At 51.6% G+C, this 20,509-nt stretch carries 15 protein-coding genes; 5 read left to right on the forward strand and 10 right to left on the reverse strand.

The window, feature by feature from the left end:
- Nucleotides 1–11: 11 nt before the first annotated feature.
- A complete protein-coding gene (gene malK, locus M2371_RS20975) occupies nucleotides 12–1,121 on the reverse strand; it encodes a maltose/maltodextrin ABC transporter ATP-binding protein MalK (protein ID WP_034456987.1) in 1,110 nt (369 codons plus the stop codon).
- A gap of 393 nt (nucleotides 1,122–1,514) precedes the next feature.
- Here malK and malE point away from each other — a divergent pair, with 393 nt between their 5' ends.
- From malE to malG, 3 genes are all read left to right on the forward strand, one after another.
- A complete protein-coding gene (malE, locus tag M2371_RS20980) occupies nucleotides 1,515–2,705 on the forward strand; it encodes a maltose/maltodextrin ABC transporter substrate-binding protein MalE (RefSeq protein ID WP_034492387.1) in 1,191 nt (396 codons plus the stop codon).
- 118 nt (nucleotides 2,706–2,823) lie between these two features.
- A complete protein-coding gene (gene malF / locus M2371_RS20985; RefSeq protein ID WP_259268610.1) occupies nucleotides 2,824–4,368 on the forward strand; it encodes a maltose ABC transporter permease MalF in 1,545 nt (514 codons plus the stop codon).
- Between the two features lie 12 nt (nucleotides 4,369–4,380).
- Nucleotides 4,381–5,271 (forward strand): maltose ABC transporter permease MalG, encoded by an 891-nt coding sequence (malG, locus tag M2371_RS20990; RefSeq protein WP_134186071.1) that lies wholly within the window; start codon nucleotides 4,381–4,383, stop codon nucleotides 5,269–5,271.
- 95 nt (nucleotides 5,272–5,366) lie between these two features.
- Here malG and psiE read toward each other — a convergent pair whose 3' ends face one another.
- Entirely contained in the window at nucleotides 5,367–5,774 is a 408-nt protein-coding gene (gene psiE, locus M2371_RS20995; protein WP_034492374.1) for a phosphate-starvation-inducible protein PsiE, read from the reverse strand.
- Between the two features lie 207 nt (nucleotides 5,775–5,981).
- Here psiE and M2371_RS21000 point away from each other — a divergent pair, with 207 nt between their 5' ends.
- Nucleotides 5,982–6,254 carry a DUF3811 domain-containing protein gene (locus M2371_RS21000; protein ID WP_034492372.1) on the forward strand — a complete coding sequence of 91 codons (273 nt, stop codon included), beginning with the start codon at nucleotides 5,982–5,984 and terminating at the stop codon, nucleotides 6,252–6,254.
- A gap of 1 nt (nucleotide 6,255) precedes the next feature.
- Here M2371_RS21000 and rluF read toward each other — a convergent pair whose 3' ends face one another.
- The 4 genes from rluF to metH all read right to left on the reverse strand — a co-directional run bounded on the left by rluF (nucleotide 6,256) and on the right by metH (nucleotide 13,194).
- Entirely contained in the window at nucleotides 6,256–7,134 is an 879-nt protein-coding gene (gene rluF / locus M2371_RS21005) for a 23S rRNA pseudouridine(2604) synthase RluF (RefSeq protein WP_172895857.1), read from the reverse strand.
- Nucleotides 7,135–7,227: 93 nt separating this feature from the next.
- Nucleotides 7,228–7,635, reverse strand: coding sequence for a hypothetical protein (locus M2371_RS21010; RefSeq protein ID WP_172895859.1), 408 nt, complete (start codon nucleotides 7,633–7,635; stop codon nucleotides 7,228–7,230).
- A gap of 61 nt (nucleotides 7,636–7,696) precedes the next feature.
- Entirely contained in the window at nucleotides 7,697–9,325 is a 1,629-nt protein-coding gene (locus M2371_RS21015; RefSeq protein ID WP_172895861.1) for a Na/Pi cotransporter family protein, read from the reverse strand.
- A gap of 185 nt (nucleotides 9,326–9,510) precedes the next feature.
- On the reverse strand, nucleotides 9,511–13,194 hold the full coding sequence (metH, locus tag M2371_RS21020; protein ID WP_259268611.1) for a methionine synthase: 3,684 nt from the start codon (nucleotides 13,192–13,194) through the stop codon (nucleotides 9,511–9,513).
- A gap of 185 nt (nucleotides 13,195–13,379) precedes the next feature.
- Between metH and iclR the strand changes: the two genes are divergently transcribed.
- Entirely contained in the window at nucleotides 13,380–14,213 is an 834-nt protein-coding gene (gene iclR, locus M2371_RS21025) for a glyoxylate bypass operon transcriptional repressor IclR (protein WP_034492349.1), read from the forward strand.
- On the opposite strand, the gene aceK is transcribed toward iclR, so the two are convergent.
- From aceK to metA, 4 genes are all read right to left on the reverse strand, one after another.
- The gene (gene aceK, locus M2371_RS21030) at nucleotides 14,210–15,952 is read right to left on the reverse strand and encodes a bifunctional isocitrate dehydrogenase kinase/phosphatase (protein ID WP_259268612.1); all 1,743 of its coding nucleotides are present in this window, start codon (nucleotides 15,950–15,952) and stop codon (nucleotides 14,210–14,212) included. The two genes, iclR and aceK, sit on opposite strands and share 4 nt — an antisense overlap.
- Nucleotides 15,953–16,064: 112 nt before the next feature.
- On the reverse strand, nucleotides 16,065–17,372 hold the full coding sequence (aceA, locus tag M2371_RS21035) for an isocitrate lyase (protein ID WP_115631555.1): 1,308 nt from the start codon (nucleotides 17,370–17,372) through the stop codon (nucleotides 16,065–16,067).
- Between the two features lie 32 nt (nucleotides 17,373–17,404).
- Nucleotides 17,405–19,003: a malate synthase A gene (gene aceB / locus M2371_RS21040; RefSeq protein WP_259268613.1), complete on the reverse strand. Its 1,599-nt coding sequence runs from the start codon at nucleotides 19,001–19,003 to the stop codon at nucleotides 17,405–17,407.
- A 258-nt stretch (nucleotides 19,004–19,261) separates the two neighbouring features.
- Complete coding sequence (metA, locus tag M2371_RS21045) at nucleotides 19,262–20,191, reverse strand: homoserine O-succinyltransferase (RefSeq protein ID WP_034492341.1); 930 nt, start codon at nucleotides 20,189–20,191, stop codon at nucleotides 19,262–19,264.
- Between the last annotated feature and the right edge of the window lie 318 nt (nucleotides 20,192–20,509).

Consider the following 20,509-nt stretch of genomic DNA (forward strand, 5'->3'; position numbering starts at 1 on the left):
TATGGGAATGCTTAAACACCTGGCTCTTGATGCAGCCGACGACAAGCAGTGCCATCTTCACGGAACAGATGGCAGCGCTCTGGCGGCAAGCCAATAGCGAATGTGGCACCCTCTTTTACCAACACCACGTCATTCTGGCGGTACACCAGGTTCTGACGGATGGCGGGGATTTGGATATGAATCTGAGTTTCATGGCCGAGCTGCTCGACAACCTGAACTTCACCTTCAAGGGTCACGTCAGCGATGTCGCTTGGCAGCAGATGTTCCGGGCGAATCCCCAGAGACATGTTGGCGCCGACCTGAACTTCTTTGCTTTCAACCGGCAGCCAGACTTGCTGGCGGTTCGGTAATTCAACCTGCACTTGATCGATAGCCGTGGCGGTGACTTTCACCGGCAGGAAGTTCATTTTTGGCGAGCCAATAAAGCCCGCAACAAAACGGTCAGCCGGGTAGTGATACAGCTCGAGCGGTTTGCCGACCTGCGCGACACGCCCGGCGTCCAGTACCACAATTTTGTCGGCAAGCGTCATCGCTTCGACCTGGTCGTGGGTGACGTAAATCATGGTGCGCCCGAGGCGCTTATGCAGCCGGGAAATCTCAATGCGCATCTGCACACGGAGTGCCGCATCAAGGTTTGAAAGAGGTTCATCAAGCAGGAATACACGCGGTTCAGCCACCAGCGTACGGCCAATAGCTACGCGCTGACGTTGCCCACCAGAAAGTGCTTTCGGGCGACGTTCTAATAAATGCCCCAGTTGCAAAGTTTCTGAAACCTGGGTGACACGCTGATTGATATCACTTTTCTTCGCGCCCGCGAGCTTCAACCCGAAGGACATGTTTTCAGCAACAGAAAGATGGGGATAAAGAGCATAAGACTGGAACACCATACCGACGCCGCGTTCAGCGGGCGGAATGTCATTCATACGGGTATCGCCGATAAACAAATCACCGCTGGTGATGGTTTCCAGCCCCGCAATCATGCGCAACAAAGTGGATTTACCGCAGCCTGACGGTCCAACAAAAACCACGAACTCACCTTCCTGAATGTTCAGGTTGATATCTTTCGATACCACCACGTCACCCCAGGCTTTTGTTACGTTCCGTAGCTGTACGCTTGCCATGTACTTCTCCCTTCATTCCGTCACGCTGCTGATTGGCAGGTGATTCAAGATGTGTCGGACTATGACGGATCAATACATTTCATGAATCCTCCACCCTGCTGTTTTTTATGGGGGAGGAGGCGGGAGGATGAGAGGGGCTGCTCTGCAACCGGTTGCAGTGGGCGCGACAGTTTTTCGTGATCGTGGTTTCAAATTTCTGGGTGGTTTTGTGTGCTCCAGCACGCATAACTGTCAGTTATGGAATGCAGATCACAGATACCAGGGTGGGGGCGTAGGGCTAAGGAGGATGAGAAGCACTTGCCATCTGCGCAAACTGGCAACCGTAACGCCACTACCTTGACCTTGATGTATCCACGCGCAAAGCAAACCACCATTCAAAGGATGGGAATAAATATGAAAATTAAAACTGGCGCCCGCATCCTCGCTCTGTCTGCCCTGACAACGATGATGTTTTCCGCCTCTGCACTGGCAAAAATAGAAGAAGGCAAATTGGTCATCTGGATTAACGGTGACAAAGGCTATAACGGCCTGGCCGAGGTCGGTAAGAAATTTGAAAAAGATACCGGTATTAAAGTCACCATCGAACATCCGGACAAACTGGAAGAGAAATTCCCACAAGTTGCGGCGACAGGCGATGGCCCGGATATCATCTTCTGGGCGCACGATCGTTTCGGTGGTTACGCACAATCTGGCCTGCTGGCCGAGATCTCTCCAGACAAAGCTTTCCAGGACAAGCTGTATCCGTTTACCTGGGACGCCGTTCGTTACAACGGCAAAATCATCGCTTACCCAGTTGCGGTTGAAGCACTGTCTCTGATTTACAACAAAGACCTCGTACCTAATCCACCGAAAACCTGGGAAGAAATCCCGGCGCTGGATAAGCAGCTGAAAGCGAAAGGTAAGAGTGCGTTGATGTTCAACCTGCAAGAACCGTACTTCACCTGGCCGCTGATTGCCGCTGACGGCGGTTATGCCTTCAAACTCGAAAACGGCAAATATGACGTGAAAGATGTGGGCGTGGACAGCGCAGGCGCGAAAGCGGGCCTGAGCTTCCTGGTCAACATGATTAAAAACAAAGAAATGAATGCGGATACCGATTACTCCATCGCAGAAGCGGCCTTTAACAAAGGCGAAACGGCGATGACAATCAACGGCCCGTGGGCCTGGTCGAACATTGATAAGAGCAAAATCAATTACGGCGTGACGCTGCTGCCAACGTTCAAAGGCAAAGCGTCTAAACCATTCGTTGGCGTGCTGAGTGCCGGTATCAACGCCGCCAGCCCGAACAAAGAGCTGGCGAAAGAGTTCCTGGAAAACTACCTGCTGACCGATCAGGGTCTGGCTGAAGTGAACAAAGATAAGCCATTGGGTGCCGTTGCACTGAAATCATACCAGGACCAGCTGGCGAAAGACCCACGTATCGCCGCCACCATGGATAACGCCCAGAAAGGCGAAATCATGCCTAACGTGCCGCAAATGTCTGCGTTCTGGTATGCCGTTCGTACCGCTGTTATCAACGCCGTTAGCGGTCGCCAGACTGTTGATGAAGCGATGAAAGACGCTCAGGGACGTATTACTAAGTAAGAACTTCCCCCTCACCCCGGCCCTCTCCCTGAGGGAGAAAACCGGACAATCCCCTCTCCCTCAGGGAGAGGGTTAGGGTGAGGGTGGTTTCAGATGAAAAGCTGTTGAGGAACACCCCATGGATGTAGTTAAAAAGAGCCACTGGTGGCAAAGCGATGTGCTGAAGTGGTCAGTCATCGGCCTGTTGGGATTGCTGGTTGGTTATCTTGTCGTATTAATGTACGCCCAGGGGGAGTACCTGTTTGCCATTATGACGCTGATTTTAAGCTCACTTGGCCTGTATATTTACGCTAACCGCAAGGCTTATGCCTGGCGTTATGTTTACCCCGGTCTTGCCGGCATGGGGCTGTTCGTCCTGTTCCCGCTGGTCTGTACCATTGCTATTGCCTTCACCAACTACAGCAGCACCAACCAGCTGACGCAGGAACGTGCACAAGAAGTGCTGATGGACCGCCAGTATCAGGCGGGCAAAACCTTTAACTTCGGCCTGTACCCGGCGGGCGACGAGTGGCAACTGGCCCTCACCGACGGTGAATCCGGCAAGAATTTCATCTCCGATGCCTTTAAATTTGGTGGCGAACAGCACCTGAAATTGAAAGAAGCGGATGCGCTGCCAGAAGGGGAAAAAGCCAATCTGCGCGTGATTACGCAAAACCGCGCGGCGCTGACCCAAATCACCGCGCAAATGCCCGATGAAAGCACGCTGACCATGAGTTCCCTGCGCCAGTTCTCCGGCACTCGCCCTCTGTATACCGTGGCTGATAACGGTGAGATGACCAACAACCAAAGCGGTGTGAAGTACCGCCCGAATAACGAAATTGGTTTCTACCAGTCTGTTAACGCCGACGGCAACTGGGGCAACGAACAGTTAAGCCCAGGCTACACCGTGACTATCGGCTGGAAGAACTTCCTGCGTGTGTTCCACGATGAAGGCATCCAGAAACCATTTATGGCGATTTTCGTCTGGACGGTGATCTTCTCCATCCTGACGGTGATTCTGACCGTAGCCGTCGGCATGATTCTGGCCTGCGTCGTACAGTGGGAATCCCTGAAGGGCAAAGCGATTTATCGCGTGATGTTGATTCTGCCCTACGCGGTGCCTTCGTTTATTTCTATCCTGATTTTCAAAGGATTGTTCAACCAAAGCTTTGGTGAAATCAACATGATGTTGAGCTCACTGTTTGGTATCAAACCCGCCTGGTTTAGCGACCCGACCACCGCGCGTTCAATGATTATTATCGTGAATACCTGGCTCGGTTATCCATACATGATGATTCTGTGCATGGGCTTGTTGAAAGCAATTCCAGATGACCTTTACGAAGCTTCAGCAATGGATGGCGCAGGCCCATTCCAGAACTTCTTTAAAATCACGCTGCCGCTGCTGATTAAACCGCTGACGCCGCTGATGATTGCCAGCTTTGCCTTTAACTTTAACAACTTCGTGCTGATTCAACTGTTAACCAACGGCGGCCCGGATAGACTCGGCACCACGACTCCTGCGGGCTACACGGACTTGCTGGTGAGCTACACCTACCGCATCGCCTTTGAAGGTGGCGGCGGCCAGGACTTTGGTTTAGCTGCGGCTATCGCCACGCTTATCTTCATCCTGGTTGGCGCATTAGCGATTGTTAACCTGAAAGCCACCCGCATGAAGTTTGATTAAGGAGCAACACACATGGCTATGGTTCAACCCAAATCTCAAAAGCTGCGTTTATTTACTACGCACCTTTTATTACTACTGTTTATCGCGGCAATTATGTTCCCGCTGCTGATGGTTATTGCGATTTCACTGCGTCCGGGTAACTTCGCCACCGGCAGCCTGATCCCGGATCAAATTTCCTGGGAGCACTGGAAATTAGCGCTGGGTTTCAGCGTGCAACATGCCGATGGTAGCGTAACGCCACCGCCGTTCCCGGTGCTGTTGTGGTTGTGGAACTCGATCAAAATCGCGGCGATTACCGCGCTGGGTATCGTGACGCTTTCAACGACTTGTGCTTACGCTTTTGCCCGTATGCGTTTCCCTGGCAAAGCGACGCTGCTGAAAGGGATGCTGATTTTCCAGATGTTCCCGGCGGTGCTGTCACTGGTGGCGTTGTATGCCTTGTTTGACCGCCTCGGCCAGTACATTCCGTTTATCGGCCTGAACACTCACGGTGGGGTGATCTTCGCCTATCTTGGCGGTATCGCGCTGCATGTGTGGACGATTAAAGGCTATTTCGAAACGATTGATAACTCGCTGGAAGAAGCGGCAGCGCTGGACGGCGCCACCCCATGGCAAGCCTTCCGCCTGGTGTTACTGCCACTTTCCGTACCGATTCTGGCGGTGGTGTTTATTCTGTCGTTCATTGCCGCGATTACCGAAGTCCCGGTCGCATCGTTGCTGCTGCGCGATGTGAACAGCTACACCCTGGCGGTCGGCATGCAGCAATATCTCAACCCACAAAACTACCTGTGGGGCGACTTTGCCGCAGCCGCTGTGCTTTCAGCCATTCCGATTACTGTCGTGTTCTTACTGGCGCAACGCTGGCTGGTGAGCGGCCTGACGGCTGGCGGGGTGAAAGGTTAAGATTTCCTGTTAGTTATTGTTCTACCTTGTTTTAAAAGCCACTGTACCCCTCATTTGACTTTGTATTTTCTTCGGCGGCCTGCGGGCCGCCTTTTTTATTCTCGTTTTAAGCGGCTGCTATTACACAACCACAGCGTAATCACCAGCAGCAAAATCGCCCCGGAATAAATCAGCACATCCAGGGGTTGCTTATGGTCAATGATGATCAGCCGCACAATGGCCGTAATACCGATATAGATAAAATAACGCAGCGGGAAGTGATATCCCGACTGAAAGTACTTAACAATCAGCGCGATAAATTCGAAATACAGGAAGTAAACCACCAGCCCTTCGATAAACAGATATTTGCTGGCCTGTTCGCTGGGCGCGAAGAGTACATTAGCCAAATGCAGCGTTTCTTTGCCAAGAAAGATGATGAGAATCAGGCCAAGAGTGAGCAGAGCCAGATTAAGGACCGTTTGCATAACGGTAGCGATTAACTCGACGCGGGCGATAGATGTCATAAAACACCTCGTGGGTTAGGATACCGAAGTGTTGTTATACGTTGAAAGTGTGATCTGGATCTAGATTTTTTACTTATATACGCAAAGTGCCCAAGGCAACAATCTATGGCAGGATTTGATAAGTAATAATTGAGAGGATGCTGATTTTTACTGAGGTTGCGGGCAGTTTGCTTTACACTGGTCGCCACTTCTTAAGAGGCCGCAACAATGTCCACATCAAGACTGACACAACAAGATATGACCGAAGCCGAGCAACGCGAATTAAAAACACGCCTTGATCGCTCCCGCATCGCCCATGGCCGCCCTCTGACAAACTCAGAAATTAACCACGTTAAAAAAACTTATATCGACCAACTGATAGCAGAACGTGAATTGGCGGCCAAAAAAGTCCGCCAGATTAAAAAACAGAAAGCGTTAAAACCGGATACGTCTGCAACCTATTCCTGGTCTGCAAACAGCCACTCTCGTGGGAAACGCTAATTTAGCGTCCCTTTTTCTTGCGTCCTGGCTGAGCGAAGCGTTTACGTGAAGCAAGCTCCGCCGGGGTTTTAGCGCTGCTCTTCGGCCCACTCACGGCAGGCTTTTTAACAGCAACTGCCTTAGGTTTTGCTTTTGCCTTAGCGGCTGGCTTCGCTTCGGAAGAAGAGTTTTCAATCAGCTTAAATAACTCAATCAATTCATCGTCGGTTAAATCACGCCATTCACCCAACGGCAGCCCTTTCATGCTGACATTCATGATGCGGGTACGCTCAAGCTTCGTCACGTCATAACCAAAGTGTTCGCACATCCGGCGAATCTGACGGTTAAGCCCCTGCACCAGCGTGATACGAAACACAAATGGAGCTTCTTTCTTCACTTTGCATTTCTTGGTGACGGTTCCCAGCATCGGAACGCCCGCCCCCATGCCGCGAATGAACTCGTCAGTGACCGGTTTGTTGACCGTAACAACATATTCTTTTTCGTGGTCGTTCCCGGCCCGCAGGATTTTATTCACCAGATCGCCATGATTGGTGAGGAAAATCAGCCCTTGAGAATCTTTATCCAGACGCCCAATCGGGAAAACGCGCTTGCTGTGGTTAACGAAATCGACAATGTTATCTTTCTCGCCGTCTTCGGTTGTACTCACGATGCCCACAGGCTTGTTCAGCGCAATCAGCACCAAATCGTCTTCATCACGGGGTTCAATGAGCTGGCCATTAACCTTCACCACATCTCCGGCAAATACCTGATCGCCAATCGCGGCACGTTTACCGTTGATAAAAACATTTCCCTGTTCGATGTAACGGTCGGCGTCACGGCGCGAGCAGATGCCGCTCTCGCTAATGTATTTGTTCAGACGTATAGATGAGTTAGGCAGCATGGTTCCTCCGTAAAACCCGGAATATACCTTACCTGAGGGGCGATGCGAACAGGCTCGGGCAACAAACTCGAAGCTCATTACCCGCAAAGAGGGTTATTTGGCAGGCGTCGCCGCCATCACTGCTAATTTCTTCTGAATATCTTTATCCAGATTATTCACCCAGTGATTATAAGAACGGTGTATTTCGCCATCGGATGCCAACAAATTCACACTGCTGACATAGTTAATTGAGTAGTTTCTTTCGCTGTAGTTAATGCGAACTGTCACGCTGTGCTTGCGGATATTTTGCGTCGCATTAATGACTCCAGGGCCTGCCACGGACATGATCCAGTCTCGCCCTTGCCCAGCATTGATAATCGCGTTTTTAACCTGCTCTGCGGTTACGTGCTGAGTGATAATGGTCTGCGGCGTGCGCACTGGCTCGGTTCGTTCGAGTGCTGCACACCCGGCTAGCGCTGCAACGCAAAGCACACTGGCAAGTATCTGTTTTAGCTTCATCATTAAATTCCTTTTTTATAAAAATTAACGTCCCGATTATAAACGGATAGCCACGTCAGAATAATTAGTATTCATCTCTTTCGTCATCATCAGGTTGCTCAAGAACACTATAAGCAACGGCACAAAATAGTGAGTTCAGGCGCTTCATATCTCCGAGCAAACCGAGGTGCAGCGAGCTGGTTTCGATACTTTGCACGTTTTGCTGATGCAGGCGATCCACGTGCGCATGCGAGAAGCGGCGATTCAGAATGCGGAAGCGATGTTTATTACGGCGCAAACGGCGAGCGCTGTTCACGTCTGCGGAGAAAAATACCGACAGGCTGAGTTTCAGGTTGCTGGTTAATTGCTGGAGCAGAATATCCAGCTCTTTCAGACCGTCTGGCGAGAATGCCCGACGTGCTGCCAGCGATTTATCCGCCACTTCGCTACCCATGCGTTCCAGAATATCTGCCGCCTGCTCAAGGTTCAGCGACATCTCAATAATTTCAGCCCAGCGACGGGATTCGACTTCCGCCAGTTCCTCTTTTTGCATTTGCGCCATATACAGTTTGATTGCGGTATAGAGCACATCGACATCATCGGCGAGCTTACGCAGTTCCTTCTCCTGGCGCGGCTCCCCGTGCATCACTTTGCTCCAGGTTTCGAGCATCTGCTCGAGAACATCGCCCATGCGCAGGGTTTCACGTGCTGCGTTGGAAAGCCCGAGCGCTGGTGTATCCAGAGCGGTGACATCAAGATGTTTTGGCTTCATCCGCGCATCAACTTCTGGTACTTCACTGATTACACTGCGGCAAAAACGCGCCATCGCACCCGCAAATGGCACCATCGCCAGGCAGCGAATCAGGTTGTAGAACACGTGGAAATAGATAACCAGTTCAGATTCCGGCTGCGAGAGTTTTTGCATCGCGTCTGCAAGAATATGAATAAACGGCAGCACAATCACGCCGCCCACCAGCTTGAATAACAAACTTCCGAGCGCAACACGACGAGCAGCTGCATTGGCAGTACTGTTATTGATCATCGCCAACAAGCCAGAGCCAAGGTTGGCACCAATCACCAGGCACAGTGCGACATCAAACGAGATTATACCGGCGGATGTCAGCGTGGCGGTCAGCAACACAGCGGCAAGGCTGGAATAACTGATGATGGCGAACATCGCGCCAATCAGCGCATCAAGCATGATATCGCCCGTCAGCGAGGCGAAAATGACCTGCACACCGGAGGCCTGGGTTATCGGCGTCACAGCGGCAACAATCAGCTCCAGCGCCAGTAAAATCAGCCCAAGGCCAATGCCTACACGGCCAAGTTGTCCGGCGCGAGTTTGTTTGCGGCTGAGGAAGAAAATAACGCCGATGAAAATGAGTAACGGCGAGAGCCACGAGAGATCAAAGGTCAGGATTCGCGCCATCAGCGCAGTACCGACATCGGCCCCCAGCACAATCACCAGCGCAGGGGTAAGCGCCACCAGATCCTGTGCCACAAAAGAGGTGACTAACATGGTGGTGGCGTTGCTGCTTTGCACCAGCGCGGTAACACCAATCCCGGCACAAAAGGCGAACGGTTTTTTTTCAACACTGCGGCTGAGTACGCTACGGAGATTTGCACCGTAAACGCGCATGATTCCGGTACGCACAATGTGCGTACCCCATACCAATAGCGCCACCGCAGAAAGTAGATGCAGTAATGTCAGCACACTTTCTCCTGGAAATGATAAGACGAGAAATTCCTTCTCTTTCCAGTATATAACGCCTGGTGAGAATTAAACGTTTCGGGATGTAAGAAGGGGAAAAGGAAGGAATTGTAGGGTGGATAAACATATGCGCCATCCACCCTTTTTGTCGGATGACGCTTACGCTTATCCGACCTACAAAGTAAAAACTAATCCGCGTCGTAGCCCAGGTTTGGGGCTAACCAACGCTCTACGTCCGTCACCGACATCCCTTTGCGACGCGCATAATCTTCCACCTGGTCGCGTTGAATCTGCGCCACGGCGTAATATTTGCTGTCAGGGTGGCTGAAATACCAGCCGGAAACGGATGCGCCAGGCCACATGGCGTAGGATTCAGTGAGTTTCATGCCCACGACATTTTCTACGTCGAGCAGCTCCCAGATGGTCGCTTTCTCAGTGTGTTCCGGGCAGGCTGGATAACCTGGCGCCGGGCGAATCCCCTGGTAGTTTTCGCGGATAAGCTCTTCGTTGCTGAGGTTTTCCGTTGGCGCATAGCCCCAGTAAACTTTACGCACGCGTTCATGCAGATACTCGGCAAAGGCTTCCGCCAGGCGGTCAGACAGCGCTTTCACCATGATTTTGTTGTAATCATCATGCTGTGCTTCATAGCCTTCCGCTAACGTGTCTTCTTCCATGCCGCCGGTGACGGCAAAGGCACCGATGTAATCCGCTTTGCCACTGTGTTTTGGCGCGACGAAATCGGCGAGGCAGTAGTTGGCGAAACCGACTTTCTCGGTTTGCTGGCGCAGATGGTGCGCGACAGTTTTCACCTGTGTACGGGATTCATCGCGATAAATTTCGATGTCGTCGTCCACACGGTTTGCCGGGAACAACCCGACAACGCCACGCGGCGTCAGCAATTTTTCTGCATGAAGTTTGTCGAGCATGTCGTTCGCGTCTTTGAACAAACGCTGCGCTTCTTCGCCGACCACTTCATCTTCCAGGATGCGCGGATATTTCCCGGCCAGCGACCAGGTCATGAAGAATGGCGTCCAGTCGATGTAATTACGCAGCGTTTCGATGCTGGCAGTCACTTCCTGTACACCAGGGCGATGGGGAACCGGAGGCGTGTAGCTTGTCCAGTCAAAGGCCAGATCGTTTTCACGCGCGGCGGCAAGTGACACTGGCGGCGTGCGTGGTTTTTTACGCGCATGCTGAGTACGCACCGTGACGTATTCTTTGCGCGTGCGTTCTACAAAATCATCGTGCTGAGTCGGAGAAAGTAGCGCTGAAACCACACCGACGGTACGCGAGGCGTTCTGCACGTAAACCGTTGGGCCGCTGTAGTTCTGCTCGATTTTCACCGCCGTATGCGCTTTAGAAGTCGTCGCCCCGCCAATCAGCAGCGGCAGCGTAAAGCCCTGGCGCTCCATCTCTTTGGCGACGTTAACCATTTCGTCCAGCGACGGCGTAATCAGGCCAGACAGACCGATAATATCGGCACCCACTTCACGCGCAGTTTTCAGGATCTTCTCGGTTGGCACCATCACGCCAAGGTCGATGATTTCGTAGTTATTACATTGCAGCACTACGCCGACGATGTTTTTGCCGATGTCATGAACATCGCCTTTCACCGTCGCCAGCACGATTTTTCCGTTGGTGGAGCCTTTTTCTTTGCTGGCCTCAATATACGGTTCAAGGTACGCCACGGCTTGTTTCATTACGCGGGCGGATTTCACTACCTGCGGCAGGAACATTTTCCCTTCACCGAAAAGGTCGCCGACCACGTTCATGCCATCCATCAGCGGGCCTTCAATAACCTGAATCGGGCGTTCAGCCTGCTGACGGGCTTCTTCTGTGTCGAGTTCGATAAACTCGGTGATGCCTTTAACCAGCGAGTATTCAAGACGCTTTTTCACATCCCAACTACGCCATTCGGCTTGTTGAGCGTTCGCGCTATCGTCACTTTTACTGCCGCGATATTTTTCAGCCAGATCCAACAAGCGTTCGGTGCTGTCATCACGACGGTTCAGAATCACGTCTTCGACGGCATTACGCAGCTCTTCAGAGAGATCGTCGTAAATCGCCAGTTGTCCGGCGTTCACAATCCCCATGTCCATACCATTGCGAATGGCGTAATAGAGGAACACAGCGTGAATCGCTTCGCGTACCGGGTCGTTACCACGGAAAGAAAACGACACGTTCGATACACCGCCGGAAATCATCGCATGCGGCAGTTCGCGTTTGATGTCTTCACAGGCGCCGATAAAGTCCTGGGCATAGTTGTTGTGTTCTTCAATACCCGTCGCGACGGCAAAAATATTCGGGTCAAAAATAATGTCTTCCGGTGGGAAGCCAACTTCTTCGGTCAGAATTTTGTAGGCGCGACGGCAAATTTCGATTTTGCGCTCGCGGGTGTCGGCCTGACCGACTTCGTCAAACGCCATGACCACCATCGCGGCACCGTAGCGGCGCACCAGTTTTGCGTGGTGGATAAACGGCTCGATCCCCTCTTTCATGGAAATCGAGTTCACGATGCCTTTGCCCTGAATGCATTTCAGGCCTTTTTCGATGACGTCCCATTTCGAGGAGTCAATCATGATTGGTACGCGGGCGATGTCTGGCTCACCGGCAATCAGGTTGAGGAAACGCACCATCGCCGCTTCGGCGTCGAGCATCCCTTCATCCATGTTGATGTCGATGATTTGCGCGCCGCTTTCTACCTGCTGGAGAGCCACTTCCAGTGCTTCGTTATATTTATCTTCTTTGATCAGACGCTTAAATTTGGCAGAACCGGTGACGTTAGTACGTTCACCGACGTTAACAAACAGACTTTCGGCGGTGATGTTTAGCGGTTCAAGCCCTGCTAAACGACAGGCAACTGGCAGGTCAGGCAGTTTACGCGGCGCAACGCCTTCAACGGCTTTGCTCATCGCGGCGATATGTTCCGGCGTGGTGCCACAGCAACCACCGATGATATTCAGGAACCCGGCCTGCGCCCATTCGCCAATTTGTTTTGCCATTTCTCTGGCATCCAAATCGTATTCACCGAAAGCATTCGGCAGCCCGGCGTTCGGGTGTGCGGTAACGTAGCATTCGGCAATGCGCGAAAGTTCTGCAACGTACTGGCGCAATTCATCTGGCCCCAGTGCGCAGTTCAGGCCGAAAGTCAGCGCGTCCGCATGGCGCAATGAGTTATAGAAGGCTTCGGTCGTTTGCCCCGATAGCGTACGGCCAGAGGCATCGGTGATGGTGCCGGAAATCATGATCGGGAGATCAACGCCCAGCGCTTCAAATTCAGTTTTCACGGCAAAAATCGCCGCTTTGGCGTTCAGGGTATCGAACACCGTTTCAATCATTATCAGGTCAGAGCCACCTTCCACCAGCGCACGAGTGGATTCACGATACGCTTCCACCAGTTGATCAAAGGTCACGTTACGGAATGCGGGATCGTTAACGTCTGGAGAAATGGAGGCGGTACGGTTGGTTGGGCCTAATACACCTGCCACGTAGCGCGGTTTTTCTGGTGTGCGTGCGGTCCATTCATCAGCGCAGGCGCGGGCCAACTTCGCCGCTTCGTAGTTTATTTCTGCCGACAGGGATTCCATTTGGTAATCCGCCATCGCGATGGTCGTTGAGTTGAAGGTATTGGTTTCGACGATGTCGGCACCGGCTTCAAAGTAGGCGTAGTGAATAGCGGCAATCGTTTCCGGTTTGCTCAGCACCAGCAAGTCGTTATTCCCTTTCAGGTCACACGGCCAGTCAGCAAAGCGCTCACCCCGGAAATCGCTCTCATCAAGACGGTAGCTCTGAATCATGGTTCCCATGCCACCATCCAGTACCAAAATGCGTTGTTGCAACTGCTGATGCAGTTTTTCTAATTTATTGCTCACTCTAACTCCCACCTGTTTACCCAAGCCTGTCAGCCCAACAAGTCATACTGTCACAAGTTGTAATAGTCGCAAAGTAATCGAACATGAGACATGTTCACCTGACTGCTCCGATGAGTCTGATGCTGGTTGCATTATCGCCAAATAAAACGAAAATGATTTCCACGATACGAAAACAGGAGTCAGTTATGGTTGCTGCCGTTCCCGCCAAACGTGGAAAAAAACCACGCGCTGCCACAGTGGCCGCACCTCAGCCAACCGGGCAAGTTCAGTCACTTACGCGTGGCCTGAAACTGCTTGAATGGATTGCCGAATCGCATGGTAGCGTTGCGCTCACCGAGCTGGCACAACAAGCTGGTTTACCTAATTCCACTACGCATCGTCTGCTCACTACCATGCAGCAACTCGGCTTTGTTCGCCAGATTGGCGACCTGGGCCACTGGACGATTGGCGCACATGCGTTTGTCGTCGGCAGTAGCTTCCTGCAAAGCCGTAACCTGCTCGCCATTGTTCACCCTATCCTGCGCAAACTAATGGAAGATTCCGGCGAAACCGTGAATCTGGCGGTGCTCGACCATAGCGATCACCAGGCGATTATCATTGACCAGGTGCAATGCGCACAGCTGATGCGCATGTCAGCGCCGATTGGCGGCAAGCTACCGATGCACGCTTCAGGTGCCGGGAAGGTGTTTCTGGCAAATCTGAGTGACGATCAGGTCGCGACTTTACTGCATCGCAAAGGGCTGCACAGTTACACGCCTGCAACGCTCACTTCTCCGCTACATCTGAAAGAAGATTTGGCGCAGACTCGCAAGCGCGGTTACTCGTTTGATGATGAAGAACATGCGCTGGGGCTGCGTTGTGTGGCGGCGTGTATTTATGACGAGCACCATGAAGCGTTTGCCGCGATTTCGATTTCAGGCCCAATTTCACGCGTGACAGATGACCGCGTTACCGAGTTGGGCGCGTTAGTGATCAAAGCGGCGAAAGAGATTACTCAGGCTTACGGCGGCGGGCGCTAACCCGCCTGCTTTAAATCGCCAAAACGAGAGCAAAAACGCTGCCGTTTGCGGTAGGCAAAAACATCCTCCACATGCCCGTTGCGGATTCTTTCCTGCAACGCGCGCCAGTAATCAGCACGGAATAAGTCGCCGTGCATTTCATCGAATATCAGGCGAATACGCGGGTCGGCGCATAAATAGTGGCGAAACTCCTCCGGGAAAACATCGCCTGGCGCCACGCTGTACCACGGTTCGGCTGAGAGTTCGTCCTCCGGGTAACGCGGCGGAGGAACGTTACGGAAGTTCACTTCGGTCATATAGCAAATTTCATCATAATCGTAGAACACCACGCGCCCGTGACGGGTGACGCCAAAGTTTTTAAATAGCATGTCACCAGGGAAAATATTCGCCGCCGCAAGCTGACGGATAGCGTTGCCATATTCTTCAACGGCATCGCGTAATTGCTGGCCTTCCACCTGTTCCAGCCACAGATTCAGCGGCACCATTCTGCGTTCAATATACAGATGGCTAATGGCAATACTGTCACCAAGATCGGTGAGTTTTTCAGGTACTTCCTGCTTTAGCAGCTCGAGCAGCGGCTGGCTGATCTGATGTTTAGACAGCACAAAATTTTCAAACTCCTGGGTATCAGCCATACGCCCGACACGATCGTGTTCCTTCACCAGTTGATAGCATTCGCGAACACGCTCGGCAGTGACTTCTTTTTGCGGGGCAAACTTATCTTTAATCACCTTGAAAACCCGGTCAAAACCAGGAAGTGTAAATACCAGCATCACCATGCCGCGAATACCCGGCGCTTCAATAAACTGCTCATCGGTGGCTGAGATATACGTCAGATATTCACGATAACTTTCTGTTTTACCGTGTTTTTGACAACCAATCGCCATGTACAGCTCGGCTGTGGTTTTTCCCGGCAAAAGTTCACGCAACCATTCGACTAATGCCGCAGGTTGCGGGGCGTAAACCATGAAATAGGAGCGGGCAAAACCAAAAACGATGCTGGCTTCAGCGCTGCTGGTTAAGCAGGTATCTACCACTAAATGTCCGTCATCGGTGCGATGTATCGGCAACAAAAAAGGCACCTTGCCCGTCGGAAGAACCAGCTTCCCGACCAGCCAGGCGGCTTTATTTCGATAAAATAGTTCGTTGGCAATTTCGAGGCTAGCCTGCTGCAAAGCTTCAGTGCCAAAGGTTTCAGACAGATGCGCGATGATGTAACCGGCGTCGCGGGCTAGATCTTGCCACGGCAGGCGCAAAGGCAAATCCCGCAGTACGGAGCGCAAAAGCGGCTGCCAGCCTAAAGCTGGGGTAAAGGTTTTTGACAGCGGGCGAGGAATGGCGCGAAAGCGCGTTTCGTCCTGAGAGCTGAAAATAAAAAGCCGCTCGGGAGATAACGAGCGGTGATCGAAGAGCCGACAATAAACTGAATTGAAAAAGCTTTCGGCAATTTCAAAGCGAGGGTAATCGGGCAATAACTGGGTGTACTGCGCTTTGACACGCAATAAAAATTCGTCGTCCGTATGCTGGCCGTCGGTAATGCAGCGCAATTGTTCGACCACCAGACCGACGTGGTGATCGTAGAGATGGATACGGCTTTTCATCGCCCGCTGTACCGCGTGCCAGTCGGCTTGTTCGAAGCGCTGCTGCGCTCCGGAGGTGACTTCAAGAAAGCGGCCATACTGCGCGTCAAAACCTTGCAGGATGGTGTGGGCGATTAACAATTCCAGCCGTCGCGTCATAGGTTTCTCCGTCGCGAATTTCCCCCTCACCCTGGCCCTCTCCCTGAGGGAGAGGGGACTGATCGAGTTTTTCTCCTTCTCCCTCAGGGAGAAGGTTGGGATGAGGGTTGTTTTAGAACTGTTCTTCTTCCGTTGAACCCGTTAATGCAGTCACTGAAGAAGCACCTCCCTGAATAATCGTCGTTACACGGTCGAAGTAACCGGTACCCACTTCCTGCTGATGCGAGACGAAGGTGTAGCCTTCAGGTGCTGCAGCAAATTCTGGTTGCTGGACTTTCTCTACGTAATGGCGCATACCCTCACCCTGCGCGTAAGCGTGCGCCAGGTCGAACATGTTGAACCACATGCTGTGGATACCCGCGAGTGTAATAAATTGGTATTTGTAGCCCATTGCTGACAACTCCTCCTGGAACGAAGCAATGGTTTTGTCGTCGAGGTTTTTCTTCCAGTTAAACGATGGCGAGCAGTTGTAGGCCAACAGTTTGCCAGGGAAGCGAGCATGGATGGCATCAGCAAAGCGACGCGCCTGTTCAAGGTCAGGTTTGGACGTTTCGCACCACACCAAATCGGCATAGGGCGCGTAAGCCAGGCCACGGCTGATAGCCTGCTCAATGCCAGCACGAGTACGGTAGAAACCTTCTTGCGTGCGCTCGCCCGTAACAAATTCGCGGTCGTATTCGTCGCAATCAGAGGTGATTAAATCCGCAGCATCAGCATCGGTACGGGCAATGACCAGTGTTGGAACGCCCATCACGTCTGCTGCCAGGCGGGCAGCGACAAGTTTCTGAATGGCTTCCTGAGTCGGCACCAGCACCTTGCCGCCCATGTGTCCGCATTTCTTCACGGATGCCAGTTGGTCTTCAAAGTGAACCGCTGCTGCACCAGCCTGAATCATCGATTTCATCAACTCAAATGCGTTCAGTACGCCACCAAAACCGGCTTCCGCATCGGCTACGATCGGCAGGTAGTAATCAACATAGCGCGGATCACCTTCCTCAATGTTGGATGCCCATTGGATCTGATCGGCGCGGCGGAATGTGTTGTTGATCCGATCGACCACCGCAGGCACTGAGTTTGCCGGATATAACGATTGATCCGGGTACATGCTGGATGCGAGGTTGGCATCTGCGGCCACCTGCCAGCCAGACAGATAAATAGCTTCGATGCCCGCTTTCGCTTGTTGCAACGCTTGCCCGCCAGTTAATGCGCCAAGGCTGTTGATGTAACCCTTTTTCGATTCACCATGCAGCAAGCGCCACATTCTGGCCGCGCCATTTTGCGCCAGCGTACATTCCGGGTTCACAGAACCACGCAATTTCACGACCTCTTCCGCGCTGTATGGGCGCTTGATACCTTCCCAGCGAGCTTGCGTCCAGTCTTCTTGTAATTGTTGAATTTGTTGGTTGCGTGAGGTTTTCATAGCAGATGCTCCATATTTTTTTGTCGTAGGGTTTAAGCAAGCAGGCGGTAGCCCGGCAGCGTCAGGAAGTCGATTAACGTCTCGGAAGTGGTGATTTGCTCCATCAGGCGAGCCGCTTCATCAAAGCGCCCCTGGCTGAAACGCTTGTCACCGAGTTCTTCCTGAATAACGAACATTTCTTCGGCCAGCATTTGGCGGAACAGCGCCTTAGTGACCGTTTCGCCGTTACTCAACGTTTTTTGATGGTGAATCCACTGCCAGATAGAGGTACGGGAAATTTCTGCCGTCGCGGCATCTTCCATTAAGCCGTAAATCGGCACGCAACCATTGCCCGAAATCCATGCTTCGATGTATTGCACAGCAACGCGGATATTGGCACGCATGCCTGCTTCTGTGCGCTCGCCAGGACAAGGCTCCAGCAGTTGTGCCGCAGTAATCGGTGCATCTTCCTCACGTAAAACATGTAGCTGGTTTTTATTGTCACCCAGCGCTTTATCAAAAACTTCCACTACCGTGTCAGCAAGCCCCGGATGCGCAATCCAGGTGCCGTCGTGGCCGTTGGTCGCTTCCATTTGCTTGTCTGTTTTAACTTTATTGAGCACCCATTCGTTGCGGGCACTCTCTTTACTCGGAATGAATGCCGCCATGCCGCCCATGGCAAAAGCACCACGGCGATGACACGTTTTGATCAGCAGACGTGAATAAGCGTTCAGGAAAGGCTTGTCCATGGTGACGGACTGACGATCCGGCAGAACGCGATCCGGATGGTTTTTTAACGTTTTGATGTAGCTGAAAATATAGTCCCAGCGACCACAGTTCAGCCCAACGATGTGATCACGCAGCGCATGCAGGATCTCATCCATCTGGAATACCGCTGGCAACGTTTCAATCAACAGCGTCGCTTTGATGGTGCCGCGCGGGAGGGAGAAATGATCTTCGGTAAAACTGAATACTTCGCTCCACCAGGCCGCTTCTTGCCAGGATTGGGTTTTAGGCAGGTAGAAATAGGGACCGCTTCCTTTTGCCAGCAAAGCATCCACGTTGTGGAAGAAGTAGAGCGCAAAATCAAACAGGCTGCCAGGGATCGGCTCATTACGCCAGGTCACGTGTTTTTCCGGCAAGTGAAGACCACGGACGCGACAAACCAACACCGCTGGGTCTGGCTTCAACTGGTAGATTTTGCCGGCTTCGTTGGTCCAGCTAATGGTGCCATTGATGGCATCGCGCAGGTTGATTTGCCCATCGATAACTTTGCTCCAACTGGGTGCGAGCGAATCTTCAAAGTCAGCCATAAACACTTTGACGTTAGCATTCAGCGCATTAATCACCATCTTGCGTTCGACCGGCCCTGTGATCTCGACCCGTCGATCCAGTAAATCGTTTGGCACTCCACGAATTGTCCATTCAGATTCTCGAATGGAACTTGTTTCCGAAATAAAACCTGGAAGTTTACCGCCGTCGATTTCTGCCTGCTGAACGGTGCGTGCCGCCAACAGCTTATTGCGTTGTGGAGTAAACCGGGTGACGAGTTCACTGAGAAACTCTACTGCATCGGGCGTAAGAACCTGCTTCTCTTGTTCACCAAACGGCTGGCTAAAGGCCAACTCTTCGCTAACTGTCTGTTGTGTCATTGGATTTATCCCCTCATCTCATCCCGTCGCTAAAACCGATTTTATCTGGTACGTCCAGTGCGGTGTTTTCACTCAACAGGTTTAAGACTACTTCATGATTTTCTAAAATCAAAAACTATTTCCATTTTTGAAATGAAAATCATTTATCACATTGATATATATGAGATTAAAATTTATTCATTTGGGGAATGTGTTTTTAGAAAACAAAAAAGCACCCGAAGGTGCCTTGATCTCAGTGCTGATGGGATGCTGAAACGCTTAATCGAGCGTTGGGTTCATATGGCGCAGATCGAATGGCGTGATCTGGTAAACGTAGTAATTTAGCCAGTTTGTGAACAGTAAATTCCCATGGCTACGCCAGGTAGCATGCGGCTTTCTCTGCGGATCGTTATTCGGGAAGTAATTGTATGGCACATCAGGATTCAGGCCTGCTTCGACGTCACGGAAATATTCGCCTGACAGCGTGTGTGCATCATATTCCGGATGGCCCGTGACAAAAGCAATGCGTTTATCTTTGCTACCAAAAAGGTAAGCATCCCCTTCTTCTGACTCAGCCAGAACTTCCAGATCGGTATAGTCACGAATCAAAGATGCCGGGAAATCTGCATAGCGTGAATGTGGTGCCAGGAAGGAGTCATCAAAGCCACGTGTTAATAAGGCGTGTGGATAAGTGAGGTTGTGTTCATATACGCCAGAGAGCTTATCTTTACGCGTTTGCTTCGGAATCCCGTAGAGAATATTTAGCGCTGCCTGCACAGCCCAACACACAAATAGCGTTGAGGTGACGTGATCTTTTGCCCAGTGAATCACTTGTTCTATTTGCGGCCAATAGGCCACATCATTAAATTCCACCAGACCCAATGGCGCACCGGTCACGATCAAGCCATCAAAATTTTCATCCTGTATATCTTCGAAATTACAGTAGAAGTTGTTGAGGTGTTCAGTCGGTGTATTACGGGATTCACGAGAATCAATGCGCAACAGTTGGACATCAACCTGTAGAGGAGAGTTAGAAAGCAGACGTAAAAACTGGTTCTCCGTCTCAATCTTTTTCGGCATCAGATTAAGTATGAGCACTTTTAGCGGACGGATTTCCTGATTGCTTGCGCGCGATGTTGTCATGACAAAAACATTCTCATCACGCAGGAAATTGACGGCTGGTAACTCATCCAGTACCCGAATTGGCATAACCTTTTATCCTCACAGCATACGTATAAACGTTTAGACATCCAGATAGCTGAAGATAACTCGCCGCCTGTCAAATGTCGAGTATTCATAAGATAATTGAAAATGTTTCACTTAAGCATAGATTTTACGGGCAGTGGAATAGACTGGGTAATAGCTTGTTTTGCAGTGAATTATAAGGCTGAAGTTGGCTTGCAGAGAGGGATTATGAAGGGTGATCGCATAAATCGCAGACAGCAAAAAGCCCTGTACGTCAGTACAGGGCTTTACACTTATTTGGAGCCTGGCAGTTCCCTACTCTCGCATGGGGAGACCCCACAC

The organism is Buttiauxella sp. BIGb0471 (assembly GCF_024807715.1).
Lineage (GTDB): Bacteria > Pseudomonadota > Gammaproteobacteria > Enterobacterales > Enterobacteriaceae > Buttiauxella > Buttiauxella agrestis.